This window comes from Dehalobacter sp., assembly GCA_023667845.1.
Classification (GTDB): domain Bacteria; phylum Bacillota; class Desulfitobacteriia; order Desulfitobacteriales; family Syntrophobotulaceae; genus Dehalobacter.
In genome coordinates this window covers 25506-43241 of sequence record JAMPIU010000206.1, presented here as the reverse complement: position 1 = coordinate 43241, position 17736 = coordinate 25506, and the positions used below count along the sequence as shown (strand labels likewise).

17 protein-coding genes are annotated in these 17736 nt (G+C 45.1%); 11 read left to right on the top strand and 6 right to left on the bottom strand.

Going from position 1 to position 17736, the window contains the following annotated elements; translation table 11 throughout:
• Positions 1-27 precede the first annotated feature (27 nt).
• Positions 28-1614, top strand: a complete 1587-nt coding sequence (locus NC238_16690) for a peptide chain release factor 3 (GenBank protein ID MCM1567547.1) — start codon at positions 28-30, stop codon at positions 1612-1614.
• A gap of 66 nt (positions 1615-1680) precedes the next feature.
• Here NC238_16690 and ligD (NC238_16685) read toward each other — a convergent pair whose 3' ends face one another.
• The 3 genes from ligD (NC238_16685) to NC238_16675 all read right to left on the bottom strand — a co-directional run bounded on the left by ligD (NC238_16685) (position 1681) and on the right by NC238_16675 (position 4687).
• Positions 1681-2598 (bottom strand): non-homologous end-joining DNA ligase, encoded by a 918-nt coding sequence (ligD, locus tag NC238_16685; GenBank protein ID MCM1567546.1) that lies wholly within the window; start codon positions 2596-2598, stop codon positions 1681-1683.
• Positions 2595-3536 carry a non-homologous end-joining DNA ligase gene (gene ligD / locus NC238_16680; protein MCM1567545.1) on the bottom strand — a complete coding sequence of 314 codons (942 nt, stop codon included), beginning with the start codon at positions 3534-3536 and terminating at the stop codon, positions 2595-2597. Before ligD (NC238_16680) ends, ligD (NC238_16685) begins: the two co-directional genes overlap by 4 nt.
• Positions 3537-3880: 344 nt before the next feature.
• Positions 3881-4687, bottom strand: coding sequence for a Ku protein (locus NC238_16675; protein ID MCM1567544.1), 807 nt, complete (start codon positions 4685-4687; stop codon positions 3881-3883).
• A gap of 260 nt (positions 4688-4947) precedes the next feature.
• Between NC238_16675 and NC238_16670 the strand changes: the two genes are divergently transcribed.
• The gene (locus NC238_16670; GenBank protein ID MCM1567543.1) at positions 4948-5901 is read left to right on the top strand and encodes a nitronate monooxygenase; all 954 of its coding nucleotides are present in this window, start codon (positions 4948-4950) and stop codon (positions 5899-5901) included.
• 46 nt (positions 5902-5947) lie between these two features.
• Here the strand turns inward: NC238_16670 and NC238_16665 are convergent, their stop codons facing one another.
• The gene (locus NC238_16665; protein MCM1567542.1) at positions 5948-6214 is read right to left on the bottom strand and encodes an alpha/beta-type small acid-soluble spore protein; all 267 of its coding nucleotides are present in this window, start codon (positions 6212-6214) and stop codon (positions 5948-5950) included.
• Positions 6215-6526: 312 nt separating this feature from the next.
• On the opposite strand from NC238_16665, the gene NC238_16660 reads away from it, so the two are divergent.
• The 5 genes from NC238_16660 to NC238_16640 all read left to right on the top strand — a co-directional run bounded on the left by NC238_16660 (position 6527) and on the right by NC238_16640 (position 11807).
• Positions 6527-7189 carry an NlpC/P60 family protein gene (locus NC238_16660; protein ID MCM1567541.1) on the top strand — a complete coding sequence of 221 codons (663 nt, stop codon included), beginning with the start codon at positions 6527-6529 and terminating at the stop codon, positions 7187-7189.
• A gap of 182 nt (positions 7190-7371) precedes the next feature.
• Positions 7372-8964, top strand: coding sequence for a phosphoglycerate dehydrogenase (gene serA / locus NC238_16655; protein MCM1567540.1), 1593 nt, complete (start codon positions 7372-7374; stop codon positions 8962-8964).
• Positions 8965-8976: 12 nt separating this feature from the next.
• On the top strand, positions 8977-9810 hold the full coding sequence (locus NC238_16650; protein MCM1567539.1) for a TIM barrel protein: 834 nt from the start codon (positions 8977-8979) through the stop codon (positions 9808-9810).
• Positions 9811-10374: 564 nt separating this feature from the next.
• Positions 10375-11124, top strand: a complete 750-nt coding sequence (locus NC238_16645; GenBank protein MCM1567538.1) for a hypothetical protein — start codon at positions 10375-10377, stop codon at positions 11122-11124.
• Positions 11125-11390: 266 nt separating this feature from the next.
• Positions 11391-11807 (top strand): hypothetical protein, encoded by a 417-nt coding sequence (locus tag NC238_16640; GenBank protein ID MCM1567537.1) that lies wholly within the window; start codon positions 11391-11393, stop codon positions 11805-11807.
• 217 nt (positions 11808-12024) lie between these two features.
• On the opposite strand, the gene NC238_16635 is transcribed toward NC238_16640, so the two are convergent.
• Together NC238_16635 and NC238_16630 are read right to left on the bottom strand one after the other, a co-directional pair.
• Positions 12025-12492: a type II toxin-antitoxin system HicB family antitoxin gene (locus NC238_16635; GenBank protein ID MCM1567536.1), complete on the bottom strand. Its 468-nt coding sequence runs from the start codon at positions 12490-12492 to the stop codon at positions 12025-12027.
• Positions 12493-12529: 37 nt separating this feature from the next.
• A complete protein-coding gene (locus NC238_16630) occupies positions 12530-13423 on the bottom strand; it encodes a DUF3102 domain-containing protein (GenBank protein ID MCM1567535.1) in 894 nt (297 codons plus the stop codon).
• 207 nt (positions 13424-13630) lie between these two features.
• On the opposite strand from NC238_16630, the gene NC238_16625 reads away from it, so the two are divergent.
• From NC238_16625 to topA, 4 genes are all read left to right on the top strand, one after another.
• Positions 13631-13855: a DUF1659 domain-containing protein gene (locus NC238_16625; GenBank protein MCM1567534.1), complete on the top strand. Its 225-nt coding sequence runs from the start codon at positions 13631-13633 to the stop codon at positions 13853-13855.
• Positions 13856-13942: 87 nt separating this feature from the next.
• Entirely contained in the window at positions 13943-14182 is a 240-nt protein-coding gene (locus NC238_16620) for a DUF2922 domain-containing protein (protein MCM1567533.1), read from the top strand.
• Positions 14183-14311: 129 nt separating this feature from the next.
• Positions 14312-15439, top strand: a complete 1128-nt coding sequence (gene dprA, locus NC238_16615) for a DNA-processing protein DprA (GenBank protein MCM1567532.1) — start codon at positions 14312-14314, stop codon at positions 15437-15439.
• A 199-nt stretch (positions 15440-15638) separates the two neighbouring features.
• Positions 15639-17732: a type I DNA topoisomerase gene (topA, locus tag NC238_16610; GenBank protein MCM1567531.1), complete on the top strand. Its 2094-nt coding sequence runs from the start codon at positions 15639-15641 to the stop codon at positions 17730-17732.
• The last annotated feature ends 4 nt before the right edge of the window (positions 17733-17736 follow it).

Genomic DNA, 17736 nt, shown 5'->3' with positions numbered 1-17736 from the left:
CGCACGTAAAAAAGGAAAGGGAATTTGATGGAAAAGACGGCGAACCAGAATCAGATTAAACCCAGAAGGACATTTGCAATTATTTCTCACCCGGATGCGGGAAAAACGACCTTAACAGAAAAGCTGCTGTTTTTTGGCGGAGCTATCCGGCTGGCTGGTACAGTGAAAGGAAGAAAAACAGCCAAGTATGCAACTTCCGACTGGATGCAAATTGAAAAAGAACGTGGCATTTCCGTAACTTCGAGCGCCATGCAGTTTTCATACAACGGAATTCATATCAATATTTTAGATACACCCGGGCACGAAGATTTTAGTGAAGATACCTATCGCACGCTGATGGCAGCCGACAGCGCCGTCATGCTAATCGATCTGGTCAAAGGTGTCGAAGCCCAGACCATCAAGCTGTTTAAAGTCTGCCGGATGAGAGGCATACCGATTTTTACGTTTATTAACAAGCTGGACCGTTTTGGCAAAGACCCGCTGGATGTCCTTCAGGAGATTGAGGATGTTTTAGGCATTAATACGGTTCCTTTGAATTGGCCGGTCGGAATGGGAAAAGATTTCAGTGCAATCTACGACCGGCGGCATCAATGTCTGGAGCTTTACCGGGACGGCGAACGGAGACGGATTGATACGGGCGAACGCGGACTTGAAGATCCCGCTCTCAAAGACTGTCTTGAACCCGCCTTATATAATAAGCTCTGCGAAGATCTGGAACTATTGGATATTGCAGGGGATCCGTTTGATGAGGAAATGATTCAGCAGGGGATGCTGTCTCCGGTCTTCTTTGGCAGTGCGCTGAGCAGTATTGGTGTCCAAACTTTTCTGGAGCAGTTCCTGGAAATGGCGCCTGAGCCAAGACCGCAAAAAAGTTCGGTTGGTTACATTCAGCCAACTGATCCCCAATTTTCAGGTTTCATTTTTAAGATTCAGGCCAATATGAACCCGGCCCACAGGGACCGGATTGCGTTTATGCGGGTCTGTTCGGGCAGGTTCGAACGTGGAATGGCAGCCAATCATGTCCGAAGCGGTAAGAAGATCAAGCTTCCGCAGCCACAGCAGTTCTTGGCACAGGAACGCGATATCCTGGAAGAGGCTTATCCCGGAGATGTGGTGGGTTTATTTGATCCGGGCATTTTTCGGATCGGCGACACCCTGAGTGAGGAAGGAACCTTTGAATTCGAAAAGCTGCCGCAGTTTGCACCGGAGTATTTTGCTAAGATCATCAATCTGGACTTTTCCAAATACAAACAGTTCCAGAAGGGAATCAAGCAGCTGACGGAAGAAGGGACAGTGCAGGTCTTCCGGACCTTTATGGATGGGCCGGAGGAACTGATTGTCGGAGTTGTGGGCAAGCTTCAGTTTGAAGTCCTGGAATACCGCCTCGAAAATGAATATGGCACAAGAATCCAGCTTCATCATCTTCTGCATCATATGGCCCGCTGGGTCAGAAGCGACAAACCTGTTGATCCGGCCAATTTGCGCGGACTCCGTAATCTGTGCGTCAAAGATCAGGATGACCAGCTGGTCGTTCTTCTTGAAGATGAATACTACCTGGACAGATTGAAGGACAAATACTCGGAGATCACGTTCCATACATCCTCTAACGACTAAAACGCTATTTTCAAATGATTTATCAAATTATAATTAAAATTCATTGAATTAGATTAAAATCATTTGCTAGGGTTGTCTGTAGGCCACAATCCGTTCAAGGATAAAGTCGAGATCCTGGCTATTCTTTCTGTCCTGTCCATTTTTTTTATTAAGCAGCGGAGCGAAAAGATCCCCTTTATCCTTCAGCCTGCTGCTGATATTCAGCAGATTAAAATCCTGGGGTTTGACCCCGCGCCGCAGCTCTTCCCATTCCAGCGGAGCGGCAACGGAGGCGGAGGCTGTTGCTCTTGGTGAATATGGACTGATGATGGTTTTGCCCTGCCACATCTGCAGATAGTCAAAATAGAGCTTATGGCCTCTTTTGGCGACACTGCGCTCCAGGGTAATTTGCCGGGGGTATTTCTGGCTGAAATAAACCGCGAAAAATTCATTGATTTTTCTGGCGGTACCGTAATCATACTTCCCGCCTGTCGGAATATGGATCTGAAGTCCGCTTGCCCCGGAAGTTTTGATATAGCTTGTAATCTGAAGCGCTTGAAGCTCTTCAAAAATCAGCAGAGCCGCTTCCGTGACATCCTCAAAGGTCTGGTCTTCGGAAGGGTCCAGGTCGAAAACCAGTGCAGAAGGATACTGATCCCTGTCATAGGGGTTAAATGGAATGTGGAATTCCAGACAGGCCTGGTTTCCGAGCCAAATGAGGATTGCTTCTGATTCTAAAAGGATATACTGATTATCCCGCCATTCGATCGTCGGAATCCACCCAGGGGCATAATCAGGGATGTTTTTCTGAAAGAAGGACTTGCCCTGGAAACCATCAGGATAACGGATCGTCGTCAGTAGATGGTCTTTGACGTGAGGCAGAAGGTACGGGGCTAATTCCAGCAGGATTTTTAAATAATCAAGCTTGCGGATACCGAGGGCGGGCCATAATAATTTTTCAGGGTTGGTTATATTGAGCGTCTTGCCGTCGAATTCCAGGTTCATTCCATGATAGTTTCCTTTCCTTGCGCTTCAGAGGCAGGATCTTTGCTGAAACCAAGAATCTTAGGGTGGCGGAGACTCCTGCTGTCTGTCCATTCCAGGAAACTTACCCAGCAGGTCAAGTCCGGTTTGAGCCAGGTCGTATCCTTCATTTTCTTGAGGTTGTCAAACGGGCTGCTTTTCTGGGTATAATCCGAAGCGTAAGCTTTGAAAAGCTGGAAGTCCTTCTGAGACAGTCCAAGACTCGCATTCCCGATGTAGAGGTACTGGTCTCCCTGGAAGATACCAAGCAGCAGTGAGTTTGGAAATTGCTCTTTCCAGGATAATCCGCCGACAATGGCCAGGATTTTTTTGCTGATTTTGGTTTTGAACCAGTCATTATGTTTTTTGCCGGCTTGGTAACGGCTGTTCTTTCTCTTGCTAACGATTCCCTCATAATTTTTTTCTTTCATTAGCTTAAACAGAGCTGAGCCGTCCGTAAAATCATCGGCAACCGCGATGTCGGAAGAAGATGACACCTTGGCCCGAAGAAGATCTTGTCTCTCTTCTAGAGGCCGGCTGCGCAAGTCTGTGCCATTAAGGAACAAAAGATCAAACAAGATGTAGCAGACCGGGTATTTTTGCTGATAGACTGGCAGATTAGATAGGTTTCTGAGGCGTTCCCGATTCATGATCAGATGAAAGGATGGTCTGTTCTCGGTATTGAAAACAACCAGTTCACCATCCAGTACGGCCTGATGGCCGTTCAGCAGTTTTGGAGCTATCTGGATTTCAGGATAGAAAGAAGTTCGCTCTCTGCCACTTTTGGTATAGATCTGGAGGCTGCCGTCTTCAATATAGGATATCCCTCTGATACCGTCCCATTTAATCTGGTGGATCCACTCATCACCGGTCTTGATTTCTGATGCCAGGATAGGTTCCATTACTTCCAGTAGTTTCATATGAATCTCCATTCTGGGTTTGGTCTGGACGCCACAAGTCCGCTTGCGGCTGATTATGCCCTCCATGGCATAAACAGCCGCGCTCCGCATCCGGCTTCGCTTAACGCTGGAATTGTGGCGTCCAGACCTAATTTGGGGAGTTATCAAAAATACAATGTACCAGACATTTAAATCTTTATAGCAGGGTCTGTTGCCGTAGTTCCAGCGTAAGCGGAGCGGATGTGGAGCACGGCTGTTAGACGGCCGCGGATGGCCTAATGTCGCGATGCCATGGATGGCAAAGAGCGACTGGCCATGGAGGCGCTATCTGCCGAGAGCGGAATGTGGCGTCCAGACGACATGTACTAGCTTGCTGTCGTCTCTGTTTTGCTTCTGGAGGGCTTTTTGGTCTCTTTTAAACTGGCCTGAAGGGCTTCCATCAAGTCAATGACATTACGGTGGGGCGCTTCAGGTGCAATTTCTATTTCCCTGCCTTCAATCTTTTTATTGATCAGCTCTTTCAGTGCTTCCCGGTAATTATCCTTATATTTTTCCGGCTCGAATGGTGCAGTTAAGTTGGCAATCAGCTGGGTCGCGATATTAAGCTCTTTTTCGTTGACACCCTGCTGCTCGCTGATCCCCGGTACCTCGCTGACGGGTCTTATTTCATCCGGATAGAAAATGGTTTCCAGGACCAGGACCTTGTTGTAAACCCTTAAAGCAGCCAGCGTCTGTTTATTGCGGATGGTCATTTTAGCCAGGGCAATTTTGCCGGTATCATTCATGGACTGCCGCAGGAGATGATAGGCTTTGCCGCCGGTATCCTGCGGAGCCAGGTAATAAGATTTGTCGTAATAAATCGGATCAATTTCCACAAGATTAATAAAATCAAGGATTTCAATCGACTTTTCTTCCACTTCAGATTTTAAGGCGATAAGATCTGTCTCATTGATAACAATAAAATGACCGGTTTCATATTCGTACCCGCGGACGATTTCTTCTTCTTTTACTTCTTTGTTACATGTCGGACAATGCTTTTGATACTTAAGAGGAGTACTGCACTCCTTATGGATGTATCTGAAATGGATATCCTTTTCTTCCGTAGCAGCAAACATTTTTATGGGAATATTAACCAAACCAAAGCTTATGGAACCTTTCCACATTGTATGCATCCTGTTTTAGCCCTCCATTTTTCAGATATATGTAGTATGAACATTACGCGGTAAAATATGAAAAAGCCTGGTGTTGTGGAATAGACAGAAAAAAGCAAACTTGAATAGTGGCTCAAAAAGAGGTAGAATCAAAGAGAAAATTACTTTGAATATCAAAATAATCTTGAAAAATTAATGAATAAAGGGAACCGTTAGAAAGAATTAATGTTTGCAAAAAATTACGCAGAAATTTGCTGAAGAAATTATTGGAGGGCTGTATTTTGAAGTTACCTGTGTTAAAAGTAGGAGGTCTGATCCCGAAGTATCCGATCATCCAGGGCGGAATGGCTATTAGAATTTCCACTTCTCGGCTGGCTGCGGCTGTGGCCAACGCCGGTGGAATAGGAATTATTGCTGCGACGGCTTTGGATGAAACTGAATTAAAAGGCGAAATCAGAAAGGCCAGGGAGAAATCCAAAGGAATCATCGGAATAAATATTATGTTTGCAGCAACGCGTTTCAAGGAGCTTGTCTGTACTGCGCTGGAAGAAGGCATTGACCTGATTATCCAGGGAGCCGGTTTTTCCAGGGACATTTTTCGTTGGTGCGCTGAGGCAAAAACCCCTTTAGTCCCGATTGTATCGACGGCCAAGCTTGCCAGGATTTCTGAAAGCCTGGGAGCGGCAGCGGTCGTAGTAGAAGGGAAAGAAGCCGGAGGACATCTCGGAACAGATCAGTCTATGAGAGTTCTTGTTCCTGAGATCAAGGCGGCTATTTCTATCCCGGTCATTGCAGCAGGAGGTATTGTGGATACCGGAGATTTACAGGAGGCATTTAGCCTTGGTGCTAACGGCGTGCAAATGGGGATCCGCTTTGCTGCCAGTGAAGAGGCGAATGGAGCACCGTCCCTCAAAGAAGCTTATCTGAGAGCAACGGCAGAGGATATTGTCATCATTCAGAGCCCTGTCGGGCTGCCCGGGAGAGCAATCCGAAACAAATTTACAGATGAAATCCTTTTGGGGAAAGTAAAATCCCCACAAACATGTGAGGGCTGTTTAAAAAAATGCACAGCAACTTTTTGCATAAAGGAAGCCTTGATCAATGCCCAACAGGGTAATTTGGATCAGGGACTGATTTTTTCAGGACAATATATTGAAAAAATAACTGAAATCCTACCTGCAGGGAAGATGATCCGTGATTTGGTTAAAGAATATGAGGAAATTGAGGAAATGTGATCATTTAAAAAAGAGGATGGAAACGAAACCATCCTCTTAATCAGTACTAGAGTTTTCCACCGTTGTTCACCATGTTACTTTCAGCAAATTCAATCATCTTTTTAACCATATTTCCGCCGATTCTACCGCCAATTTGGCCGCCAATCCGGCCAGCATCCCTTGATGTGATGTCTCCATTATATCCCTTGTTTAACTGGATGCCCAACTCATTGGCTACTTCATATTTGGCGTTGTCCAGATACTGTGCATATTCCTGCGGTCCGCTGTTCATGATACCTAACTCTTTGGAAACTTCATATTTTAGTTGATTCAAGTCAGAATTCCCCAAACTAAATCACCTCTTTATTTTTTCTTATTTTAGTTTGTTCAATTCTACAGCGCAAATACGATGAAATGTTTTGCTATTCAGGCAAAAAAAAGACAAATCTTTTTATGAGGAAGAGTTACAGAAGAGTTACAGAAGAAATAAAACAAAGGGAAAAAAATACAACAAATATTCAAAAATGATATGAATGCAGACAACCTTTTTCTTTGTCTGGCCGGATAAAAAGCATAATTCATCTTCTTTCTGCATAAAAAAATGATATAGACTGTCTGGATTTTATTTAGAAAGGAGTTTCGAATCATGCAAGTTGCGCTCCCTTTGACAGAATCCAATCAGCCCACCCTCGTTCCAAAACAGGTGATTGGCCTAACAGCACTTCTACTGGCCGGAACTGCCGTAGTCCCCTCAAATCCTTATGCCCTGCAGGAGATTGCCTCCTTGCGTACGAAGATTACGGCAGCTCCTGCTAAAACGGTTGACGAAGGCCCAATGCGGACCGACAATATTAGAATTATGGAGGAAAAAGCTGGCAATAGCAGCTTTTCTTGTGTAAATGTCAGTACGCTTTCCCTGATAGAAGCAAGCAAAGAAAAAGCAGAGATTCAGGCCGGTATCGTAGCTTCGGTACTAACCTGGGAAGGGACTGCCTATAAATGGGGCGGCCGGTCTAGATCCGGTGTCGACTGTTCAGCGCTGGTTCAAAGAGTATTCCTTGAGAATGGAATTCAACTTCCAAGGACATCGTACGAACAATTCAGAGAGGGGGTTGGCATACCTAAAGCAAGATTACAACCTGGTGATCTGATCTTTTTTCATACCAACGGAGCGGGAGCAAGTCATGTAGGAATCTATCTCGGGGATAACAAGTTTATTTCTGCGGCCAAGCATTGCGTACAGATTTCTTCGATGGATGAGCGTTACTGGGCGGAGCATTACCGGGGCAGCAGAAGAGTGATTGCGTGATACTGAGGACAATCATCTGGCAAGTATGTTGATATAAAAGACGGATTCTTGACAGAATAATCAATAAACTCTATAATCAAAATAATCTAGAATTTAGGCAAATCGCTGCAAGGGAAGGTATTACCTCTCGTCTCCATGGGGATGGGAGGTTTAGTTATTTCAGATACTGGGGGTAGAGTCAGATGAAGATTCTGGTGAATAACAAAGTGGCAGAGGCTGGAATTCAACTGCTGCGTGAAGAACATGACGTGGATACCTATTGTACATTATCTCAGGAAGAACTGATCAAAATGATTCCGAAATATCATGCTCTGGTCATCAGAGGCGATACGATTGTCAGCAGTGAAGTCATTGAAGCTGGCAGGAATTTGAAAGTAATCGGAAGGGCCGGTCTGGAAGTTGAGCATATCGATATTCAGGCAGCCACAAAGCAGGGGATTGTTGTCCTGAATGCCCCTCAGGGCAACAGTGCTTCTTCCATTGAATATACCATCGGGATGATCCTGGCTCTGGCCAGAAGGATTCCTCAGGCTTATTCCTCCGTCAAGCGCGGAGAGTGGCAAAGACAGAAGTTCCTGGGAATGGAGCTGAAAGAAAAGGTCTTGGGCATCATCGGCCTGGGGCGGGTCGGCATGGGCGTGGCCAAGCGGGCCAAAGCGTTCGATATGAAAGTGATTGCCTATGACCCGTTTTTAAGTGATGATAAAGGCAGAGAGCTGGGGATCGAGCTGGTGGATATGGATGAGATCTTAAGTAAAGCAGATTACCTGACGCTGCATATTCCGGCGACAGTTGACACGCGCAATCTGCTGAATAAAGATGCGTTTTCTAAAATGAAAAAGGGCATCAAGATTATTAACTGTGCCAGAGGCGGAATCATTGATGAGGAAGCTTTGATCTGGGCACTGCAGGAAGAGATTGTGTCCGGGGCAGCTTTGGATGCGTTTGCTGAAGAACCTCTTCAGTCAGATCATCCGCTGGTGAAGATGGAGAATGTGGTCTGCACTCCCAGGATTGCCTCCCGGACGCAGGAGGCTGAAAATGAGGTTGCACTTTGCGCAGCCCGCGGAGTGCTTGCTGCGCTGAGATCCGAACCGGTCTCAACTTCACTGAATATTCCGCCTGTATCAAGAGATGTCATGAATATGATCAAGCCTTACCTTCACTTGATGCAAAAAATGTGTGTTCTGGCTGTCAAACTGACTGAAGGAAGAATAAAAAATATTGAAGTCCGCTATAATGGAGATATCAGCACTGCGGATACCAAAATGCTGACGCTGGCAGCCATAAAAGAGGTCTTAAATCCAATTCTTCAGGAAGAGGTCAATATTGTCAACGCGCCTGAAGTTGCGAAAGAACGCGGCATAACCGTCAAGGAGATCAAAAGCAAAGAGGCGCAAAGCTTTGTTGATCTGATCAGCATTACCGTTAAAACTGATTTGACTGAGCATAAGGTAGCAGGCACGCTTTTCGGCAAAAGCGAACAGCGGATTGTGGAGATCGACGATTTCAGGGTTGAAATAGATCCTTCGGGGTGGTTCCTGCTTATCTCACATGAGGATTATCCGGGAATGATCGGCAAAGTCGGGACTGTATTAGGTGAGCATAACATCAACATTACCAGTATGCAGGTTGGCAAGATCAGTTCCATGAGCAGAAACATTATGATTGTCGGTATTCAAACCGAAGCCGATTCGGAAGTCATCGGCAAATTGAAAGAGATTAAGGGAACCGAAAATGTTGAAGAGATTTTCTTCAATAAATATCTGTCCTAAGGGGAGATCGGCATGAGCATCAAGTTTGGCACGGCCGGAGTGCCTTTGTCTTCCAAGGAAGCATCCACCGAGGCCGGAATCCTAAGAATCAGGGAACTCGGAATGGATGCGATGGAAGTCGAGTTCGTTCACGGGGTGAGAATGAAGGAAGACAAAGCGTTAAAGACCGGGGGAACTGCGAAAAAAGAATGCGTATCCCTGTCTTGTCATGCGCCTTACTATATCAACCTGAATTCCAGTGAAACGGAAAAAGTTGAGGCAAGCAAAACAAGGATTATTCATACTGCCAGGATTGCCAGGATACTTGGGGCCGGAAGCATCGTCTTTCATCCGGCATTTTATTCCGGGGATACTTCGGATACCGTCTTAGCCAGAGTAGTCAAAGAACTCAGCGATGTCCGGCAGGAACTTGATCAGGAAGGTAATCAAGTCATCCTGAGGCCTGAAACGACAGGCAAACCCTCCCAGTTTGGCGATCTCGGCGAAACGATCAAAATAGCGCAGGAGGTTCCGGGTGTATTGCCTTGTATTGACTTCAGCCATCTGCATGCCAGAGCCAATGGTCAATTCAACAGCTATGACGAGTTCTGCGCGATTCTTGAGCAGACAGCCGAAGGGCTTGGTGAGAAGTGGACAAGCAATGCGCATTTCCATATTTCCGGGATTGAATATGGTCCGAAAGGCGAAAAGAGACATCTCGTTTTGCAAGAAGCTGACCTGAAATTCCGGGAAATCCTTAAAGCCTGCCTGAGCTTTGGCATCCAGGGAACCGTGATTTGTGAAAGTCCGAAGCTTGAGGAGGATGCTCTGATCCTGCAAAAGGCTTATTTGGAGCTAAATTCTTAAGGCAGTTTTGGCAGTTCTTACATTCATAGACGGTTATCTCCGACCGATAATGATACAGTGTTTGCGGGCTCTTTGAGCCCGCATTTGCTATTTTACTCAACTTTTGCTGCCTAATTTTCAAATCATCAATATCAGACGGCAACGATAGATTTTAAAGGAATAAGGAGAAACTTGTAAATTGCACATGTACCTATTACAATACACTCGAACGAGAAATAAGAATTCGTTAATAAATATTAAAAGCTATGAGATAAGTTTTCTAATCAATATTAGGAGGCTTCTGTCTCATAGCTTTACTGTTATGTAATTTTTGCTGTACTGGAAATCCCAAAAATATCATACGATGAATAATTTTTAGCTTCTGTATTCTTACTCTATAATATTACTGTCAATTTTATTCATCAGTGTCAATATTTTGCTCATTTTGTTGAAAATAGATAAATGAGCGCAATGGTATTTACATATGTTTGATAATATAGCAATATATAGATGTTCATTGGGGGGTGATATATGTAATATTAAAGAATTTAATATCAAAAAGTATTTTTTTAAGGAGGAGAATAAATGTTTAAAGCAAAAAGGATGTTATGTCTTGTTCTGAGCTTATTAATGTTGATTTGTTTTACTATGCCGGTTTATGCAATCGAGTCAACAAGTAAAGTTATTCAACTTTCGCCAGATGTACAAACAGAAAAAATACTGGATAATGTTGAATTAATTATGAACACAGACAGTGCAACATTAACTGTAAAGGATCATAAAGAGAAAGATGCAGGGCTAGAATCTTATACCGTTACTATTGACAAAGAAAATAAAACGTATAAAGCCAGAAAAGCAACAGGTAAAGAATTAGAAAAAATTACAAGCACAATAGAAAGGAACAGCCCGTCTTCTAAGTCTGGTTTATCCAGTCGAGGATCATATTCTTTAAGAGTTGCTGCAACAACATTTGATCCTCCTGGATATGTTCTATGCCAAACTTATAATGAGTTATATTGGTATAATGAAGGGACTACCAGTTATTTACAAAGCAGATATGAAGGCTATTATGCGGCTAATCCATCAATTCTTGGTACACATTGGTACTGTAATGGTCTTTATTGGACGGGCTTAAGTCAGGGGGTGCCTTCAGTAACTAGCTCAAATACTGCTGATTTTTATAACTGGGACTTCATTTTACCTAATTATGCAACATATGTAAGCCATAGCATAACTTGTCAAGGTGGCTGGAATGGGAGTGCTTATTATACGGCTTCAACTACAAGGAGTGGAGAGGATTATTTTTTATTAAGCTTTAATTACACGACATATTAACTTTGGGTTTCATTGATGTATCTAAATATTTTACCAAAAACCTTCATTTATTGATTTATTGGAGGTTTTTGAATATGAACAATTGTTTTATTAATATTTCTTTTGGAAGATTTTCAGCATTGAGTAAATTGATCATAACAGAGTTGTTAAAACCATGGTCTCATAAGAAAACTATTTGATTCAATGTCAACTATTCACGACAATATTGTGAGTATAATTAATTAACATTTTAAATTTTTCTTTTCAATTTACGAGGAGGTAAGTCAATGAAGTTTCCCTCTTATCGCATACAAAGTAATTATTATCAGAAAGTTGGAGCTTTATTTGGAATTTGTGGCTCGGTAATATCTATTACATTATGGGTAATCCTTATCTTTTTTGCAAAAGGGCAACATGCTTCGAAACTATATATAATAACCCAAATTCTACCTGGGATTGTAGGGCTAGTATCTTCTGTTTTAAAAAAAGTATGGCCTTTAATCATAGTATTCTTAATCTTATTGCCATTAGGTTTATACATGGCAATGAACCCTAGTATTTTTAGGTATTTCGGATTAGCTCTAGCTTTTTATCTGTTCTCGATTATATTACTATTGGTTGGAAATAGGATAAGAAAGAAAAAGTTACCTGAATTTGAAGGTCAAGATATCGTAATAGAACAAAATAACGATGATATTTATTAGAAACTTGACTTTGGAAATAATGTAAGGCCGATAAGCGAAGAAGAAATTACTTGGAGGATAACTGCGAAATAGAAGAAAATGATAAATGAAATTAATTTTTGCTGCGAAAGGTTTGATTTCTCATTACGTGGCAACGATAAGCCAGAAAAAGGTTAGTCTTTATTTAGACAAACCTTTTTCTAGCTGAAATATTTACAGCCCGTAGATAGATTATAAATTAAAACGACCCGTCTTCATTCCCGAACACTTCGGATAAATCATGAGCGTTTTCAAGCAGCATGTCAATCCCCAGCTTCTCCCTTAATACCTCCCGGATGTTCTGCGCGGACATCGGCTCGTCTTTTTTCCCCAATTGGAAAAGCCAGTTGGGAAACCCGATGGCTTTTCTGGCGTATTTTGGGCCGAACATTCTCCGGTACTCCGGCAGACCGGCCGCTACCTGAACAACGATAGCGTCCGCTGCGATCTCCCAGCCTGAAGTATCTGAAGCTTCGGGGATGTGCTCATACGCTTTGTCCATCCTATATAAATGATACTCCAGCCTGGGTCCGGCCCAGTAATATGCCTGGATAAAATCCTCTGCTTCGAAGGCGCAGCCCGGCAGATCCGGGAAAACAACCGTATATTTACTGCTTATTTTATTCCGCTCAATAATGGCCGGGAAAACATATTTGCTCTTCATCATCCACCATCTCTTACTGCGCATTTCCGATAGGGTAAGCTTACCTGCTCCACGTCTCGTCTTTAAGCCACACATTCAGAAGATCGTAAACTTTATTCTTATAAATGATATACGTCTCCTTGTCATTAGGGGCGATTTGGAGCAGCTTATGCTTGACTTCCTTCATGGTTTGATCCAAGTTTTCACAGAGGAAGGCGATATGGTTGGCCCTGACTTTGAGCGACGTATTCAGGAAGTTTGTTTTCATCCGCTCGTAGCCCTTGGCGGCTGAGCTTTTTTGGAGCGATTCCAGCGCATCATTCAGCTGCCTGGCCGTTTTAGCGAGTTCTGCTTTGGACGTCTTGACGTTCTCCAATTGGACCTTCAGATGGGCGAGTTCTGATGTCAGCCCGGTGATGATATCGCTTTGGTCTGCCACTGTTTTCTGGAGATCTGTGTTCTTTTGTAAGGCCAGGTCTTTTTCTTGCCGGGCCTGCGTCCGTTCCTTGACCGCTTTCCTGAGTTCCTGCTTGGTCATCCCCTCGATATCCATATCAACGATAAATTGCGCCCGTTCCTCCTTTGGGACTCCTAAGAGGATCACCGCCTGGCTGTAGTTTAAATTCGGAGCCGGATCCGAATTTGAGGAGCTAAGCTGTCCTGCTCCGTACTCTTTGAAGATACGCATCAGTTTATTGGCCCTGCTCTGAGAGAAATCGACCGACTCCTCCAGCCACTTGCCCCATTCTCCAAACTTAAGCAGGGCCTTGGCCTCCGTCAGCCGCCTTCCAATCTCGACAGCGGCGGCAAGGTAGATCCTCTCCGTCTGGTATTTGATCATGTTAATTTCAGCTGCTATGACATGCGGCGTGCGTCCGCTGATGATATCCGTTAGTGTATCAGATACCGTATTAGATAATGTATCAGTTACTGGATTAGTCACTGGATCCGTCAAGATATCCACACTCCTTGGGGCTGATTTCACTCATAGGATACGTGGCCAGGCTTAAAAGTGTGACAAGCTCAGTCGTCAGGCTTTTTATTTTAGGGAAGAAATCTTTTATTTCCCCAAATCCTTAACATCGGACAATCTCTCTCATAGTATATAAGGTCGGGAACGAACAAGCCCGGCTTGTCAAACTGTTGAAGGGAGGGATGAACCATGGCAGTGACAGAAATAACTTTGGATTCGATCGTGTCAACAAAATACCAGACCGGGACTTCGCCGGCAGGCGGCCCGGTGACCCAGAAGAAAAGCCTGAATTATGTGAAGCCTACTGCCACGAGTCAAGACATCTATGATGTTGCAGCGGCTCTATCCGGTTTGAGCCAGTATCCGCTGCTGAATGTTGTGCTCAGCAAAAACTGGGAGCTTACGGATGAATAAGCAGCGGCAAATCTATCTGAAAGACTGGCTAGGTTTAGTGTGAATGCCAATGTGATTGTCAAGGCAAATCTTCAGGGGGTGATTAAAATGGCGATTATTACAAGCAAGGTGTTAAAGCTAACTTTTCTCACCACCGGCGGCAAATCCTTCATTATTTCCGTCCCCCAGCCGAGGGTGGACCTGACGCTGGCTGAGGCCCAGACCGCGATGGAAACGGTTATTGCCAAGAATATATTTAACAGCCCCAGCGGCGAACTGGTCACGATACGGGATATCCGGGTAATTGACATGACTACGAACGATCTGTATGATCCGCCGGTAGCATAAGCAATTTGCCCATAGAAAAGGAGGCGCTTTTTGAACTGCACCCAGTTCTTAAGGCTCCTCCTTCTTCAAAATAAATGGTTTAGGCAGGAAAAATATGGAATATGTCGAATCGCTGTTGTTGGAGGGATCATGATGAGGATAATCCAGGAAAAAATCTTTCGAGCAAGTATTTTGACCATTTCAGGGATCGGTAGTCAAAGACTGCGTCAGCTGATAGCCTATTTTGGGAGTGCTGCTCAAGCTCTGGAAGCGCCTGCCGGTGCTTTTTCCGAGTTAGCCCATCTCGTTTGGGTGAAAGAATTTCTGCAGCACAGGGCAGAACTTGATCTTGGAGCGTTTCAGGAAAGACTGCAGAGGAAAGGTATATCCTTGGTTATGCCGGGAGAGTCAGAGTACCCATGTTTACTGGCCGAGTGTCCGGATGCACCCCCTGTGCTGTTTTACAAAGGTGTGCTTCAGGCTCAGCAGGAGGGAATAGCGGTGGTGGGTGCGAGAAAGGCTTCACCCTATGGCAAAGCGGCGGCATCTTTTTTAGCCGGTGGGATTGCCGGAGAAGGTTATGCTGTGGTCAGCGGTTTGGCCCGAGGCATTGACACGGCAGCGCATCGAGGAGCACTTGAGGCCGGTGGAATTACCTGGGCCTTTATGGCCGGAGGGCTTGATACGATCTATCCGTACGAGAATACGAAGCTCGCAGATTCCATTATGGAAAAAGGCGCACTGTTAAGTGAGTATCCACCGGGTATTCCGCCCGAGCCAGGACAGTTCCCGGCCAGGAACAGGCTGATCAGCGGTTCGTCCCGCGGAGTCATTGTGGTTGAAGCAGCCGAAAAAAGTGGCGCACTGATTACAGCTGACTGTGCCCTGGAACAGGGACGGGAGGTGTACGCTGTTCCAGGTCCGATCTTCAGTAAGCTAAGCCGGGGAACACATCAGCTGCTGCGGATGGGCGCAAAAGTAACGGAGGACATGAAGGATGTACTGAGCGAACTGGCTCCGTTCACACCCGAAAACAGGCTATCCGAAGTTCTGGCATGTCGAGAAGGAACGACTCGGGTAAGGTCTAAGGGAATGAGGCAAACAGAATCGAAATGGGCTGAAATCCTGGGGTGTTTGAGCGATATTCCGCTGCATATTGACCGGTTGGCTGTCTTATGCCCGCTTCCGGCTCAGGGCATTGCACTGGGACTGCTGGAGCTCCAGCTTGCCGGAGAGATTTTGCAGCTGCCAGGCCAGCATTATGTCCTTCAGCGTTAAAAACGTTATTCATTTGTACAATATTTTGTTTTACCATTGTGGTTTTGAAAATAAATGGTATAATTTGTGTTGCTATTTTTTTTAAGGGTTAAATCAGAAACGATGCATAGGATTAAGGAAGATAATTTAGTAATATTAATCAAATTTTAATCAATATTGATACAATAGAATTACATTGAGAGAAATCATGAGGTGAAGCATGTCGAAAACTTTGGTTATCGTTGAATCCCCGGCCAAGGCAAAATCCATCAGCAAATTTTTGTCTAAGAATTATACGGTCAAAGCTTCCATGGGACATCTGCGAGATTTGCCAAAGAGCCAGATCGGGGTTGATGTCGATCATAATTTTGAGCCGAAATACATTGCAATCAGAGGACGCGGCGATTTGGTCAAAGAGCTTAAAGCTGCAGCGAAGACTGCCGACCGTGTCTTGCTGGCGTCCGACCCCGACAGGGAAGGTGAAGCGATTGCCTGGCACTTGACGCACTTGCTCGGTCTGAATCCCGAAGAGCTGAGCAGGATCGAATTTCATGAAATAACGAAACCAACGATTCAAAATGCCGTTAAAAAACCTCGCAAACTGGATATGCATCTCGTAGATGCCCAGCAGGCGCGCAGGGTTTTGGACAGACTGGTGGGCTACAAATTAAGCCCGCTTCTGTGGCGGAAAGTTAAAAAAGGTTTAAGTGCCGGACGTGTTCAGTCTGTTGCGGTCAGAATGATCTGTGACAGAGAAGAAGAAATCCGCAACTTTGAACCGGAAGAGTACTGGACTCTGGATGCGGAATTCTTGTGCCGGGGCGGCAGTTTTGCCGCCAAACTGCTTCATAAGCAGGGCAAAAAGATCACGATTTCGAGCCGCGAGCAGATGGATGAAGTATTGCGGGAACTTCGGGCGGCCGCATTCACAGTCGGAGAGGTAAAAACGAAGGAAAAGCGAAAACAGCCGGCGCCTCCTTTTACGACCAGCAGTCTCCAGCAGGAAGCCTACCGCAAATTAAACTATACACCTAAAAAGACGATGATGCTGGCCCAGCAGCTCTATGAAGGACTTGATCTCGGGAAGGCCGGTACGGTCGGATTAATTTCGTATATGCGTACGGACTCTGTCCGGATCGCCGACACTGCACAGGAGGAGGCCAAAGGTTTTATCCTCGAGACTTACGGCGAAGCCTATTATCCCGAAGAGCCGAGGAAATTTGCCAGCAAAGGCCGGACCCAGGAAGCGCACGAGGCAATCAGACCAACATCCGCTCTCAGGACGCCTGAATCCGTCAAAGGCTTTCTCGGACGGGAGCAGTTCAAGCTTTACCGGCTGATATGGGACCGTTTTGTCGCCAGCCAGATGAGTGCGGCGGTTTATGATACGATTACCGTAGACGTTCTGGCCGGTGATTACCTTTTAAGAGCCAATGCTTCAGCAGTGAAGTTTCCGGGATATCTCACCGTCTATGAAGAAAGCACCGATGAACCGGAAAAACTGGATAATGAGGAAAACTGCCTGAAAGGAGATCTCAACATCGGGCAGAAGCTGCAGTTAAGGCAGCTTCAGGAGAAGCAGCATTTCACCGAGCCCCCGGCGCGTTATACTGAGGCAACCTTGGTCCGGAAAATGGAGGAAGAGGGGATCGGGCGTCCGAGTACGTATGCGCCGACGATTGAAACGATTCAAACGAGGGGCTATGTAGCAAAGGAAGACAAGAAACTTGTTCCAACCGAGCTTGGTGAAATTGTGATCAACTTGTTGAAAGAGCATTTTCCGGATATTGTCGACCAGGAGTTTACAGCCAACATGGAGGAAAAGCTTGACGATATCGAAGACGGAAAATCGGATTGGAAGAAAATTATCGGAGAATTTTACGGCCCGTTTGCCGATACACTTGATAAAGCTGAGCAGAAGATCGGCAAAATCAAAGTTGAGGATGAAGTTTCAGATGAAGTCTGTGAACTTTGCGGCAGGAATATGGTCATCAAGATGGGACGGTTCGGAAAGTTTTTGGCTTGCCCCGGTTTTCCTGACTGCCGGAATGCGCGGCCTTTACTCGAGGAAATCGGCGTGAACTGCCCGAAATGCGGAGAAAAACTTGTCGTCAGGAGATCGAAAAAAGGACGTAAGTTTTACGGCTGCAGCAAATACCCGGACTGTGATTTTATTTCCTGGGAGAAACCGGCACCTCACCCTTGTCCGGAGTGCGGCGGGGTAATGACCGAGAAAAGTACCAGAAAAAACAAAAAATATGTCTGCATCAATCAGGACTGCAGGTTTACCGAAGAAATCAAGGAAACAGAATAAAAAT

Bases quoted from the DNA above. Each gene is read 5' to 3' on its own strand.
- NC238_16690 (MCM1567547.1), top strand. From the start codon at position 28: ATGGAAAAGACGGCGAACCAGAATCAGATTAAACCCAGAAGGACATTT.
- ligD (MCM1567546.1), bottom strand. From the start codon at position 2,598: ATGAACCTGGAATTCGACGGCAAGACGCTCAATATAACCAACCCTGAA.
- ligD (MCM1567545.1), bottom strand. From the start codon at position 3,536: ATGAAACTACTGGAAGTAATGGAACCTATCCTGGCATCAGAAATCAAG.
- NC238_16675 (MCM1567544.1), bottom strand. From the start codon at position 4,687: ATGCATACAATGTGGAAAGGTTCCATAAGCTTTGGTTTGGTTAATATT.
- NC238_16660 (MCM1567541.1), top strand. From the start codon at position 6,527: ATGCAAGTTGCGCTCCCTTTGACAGAATCCAATCAGCCCACCCTCGTT.
- serA (MCM1567540.1), top strand. From the start codon at position 7,372: ATGAAGATTCTGGTGAATAACAAAGTGGCAGAGGCTGGAATTCAACTG.
- NC238_16650 (MCM1567539.1), top strand. From the start codon at position 8,977: ATGAGCATCAAGTTTGGCACGGCCGGAGTGCCTTTGTCTTCCAAGGAA.
- NC238_16645 (MCM1567538.1), top strand. From the start codon at position 10,375: ATGTTTAAAGCAAAAAGGATGTTATGTCTTGTTCTGAGCTTATTAATG.
- NC238_16640 (MCM1567537.1), top strand. From the start codon at position 11,391: ATGAAGTTTCCCTCTTATCGCATACAAAGTAATTATTATCAGAAAGTT.
- NC238_16635 (MCM1567536.1), bottom strand. From the start codon at position 12,492: ATGATGAAGAGCAAATATGTTTTCCCGGCCATTATTGAGCGGAATAAA.
- NC238_16625 (MCM1567534.1), top strand. From the start codon at position 13,631: ATGGCAGTGACAGAAATAACTTTGGATTCGATCGTGTCAACAAAATAC.
- NC238_16620 (MCM1567533.1), top strand. From the start codon at position 13,943: ATGGCGATTATTACAAGCAAGGTGTTAAAGCTAACTTTTCTCACCACC.
- dprA (MCM1567532.1), top strand. From the start codon at position 14,312: ATGATGAGGATAATCCAGGAAAAAATCTTTCGAGCAAGTATTTTGACC.
- topA (MCM1567531.1), top strand. From the start codon at position 15,639: ATGTCGAAAACTTTGGTTATCGTTGAATCCCCGGCCAAGGCAAAATCC.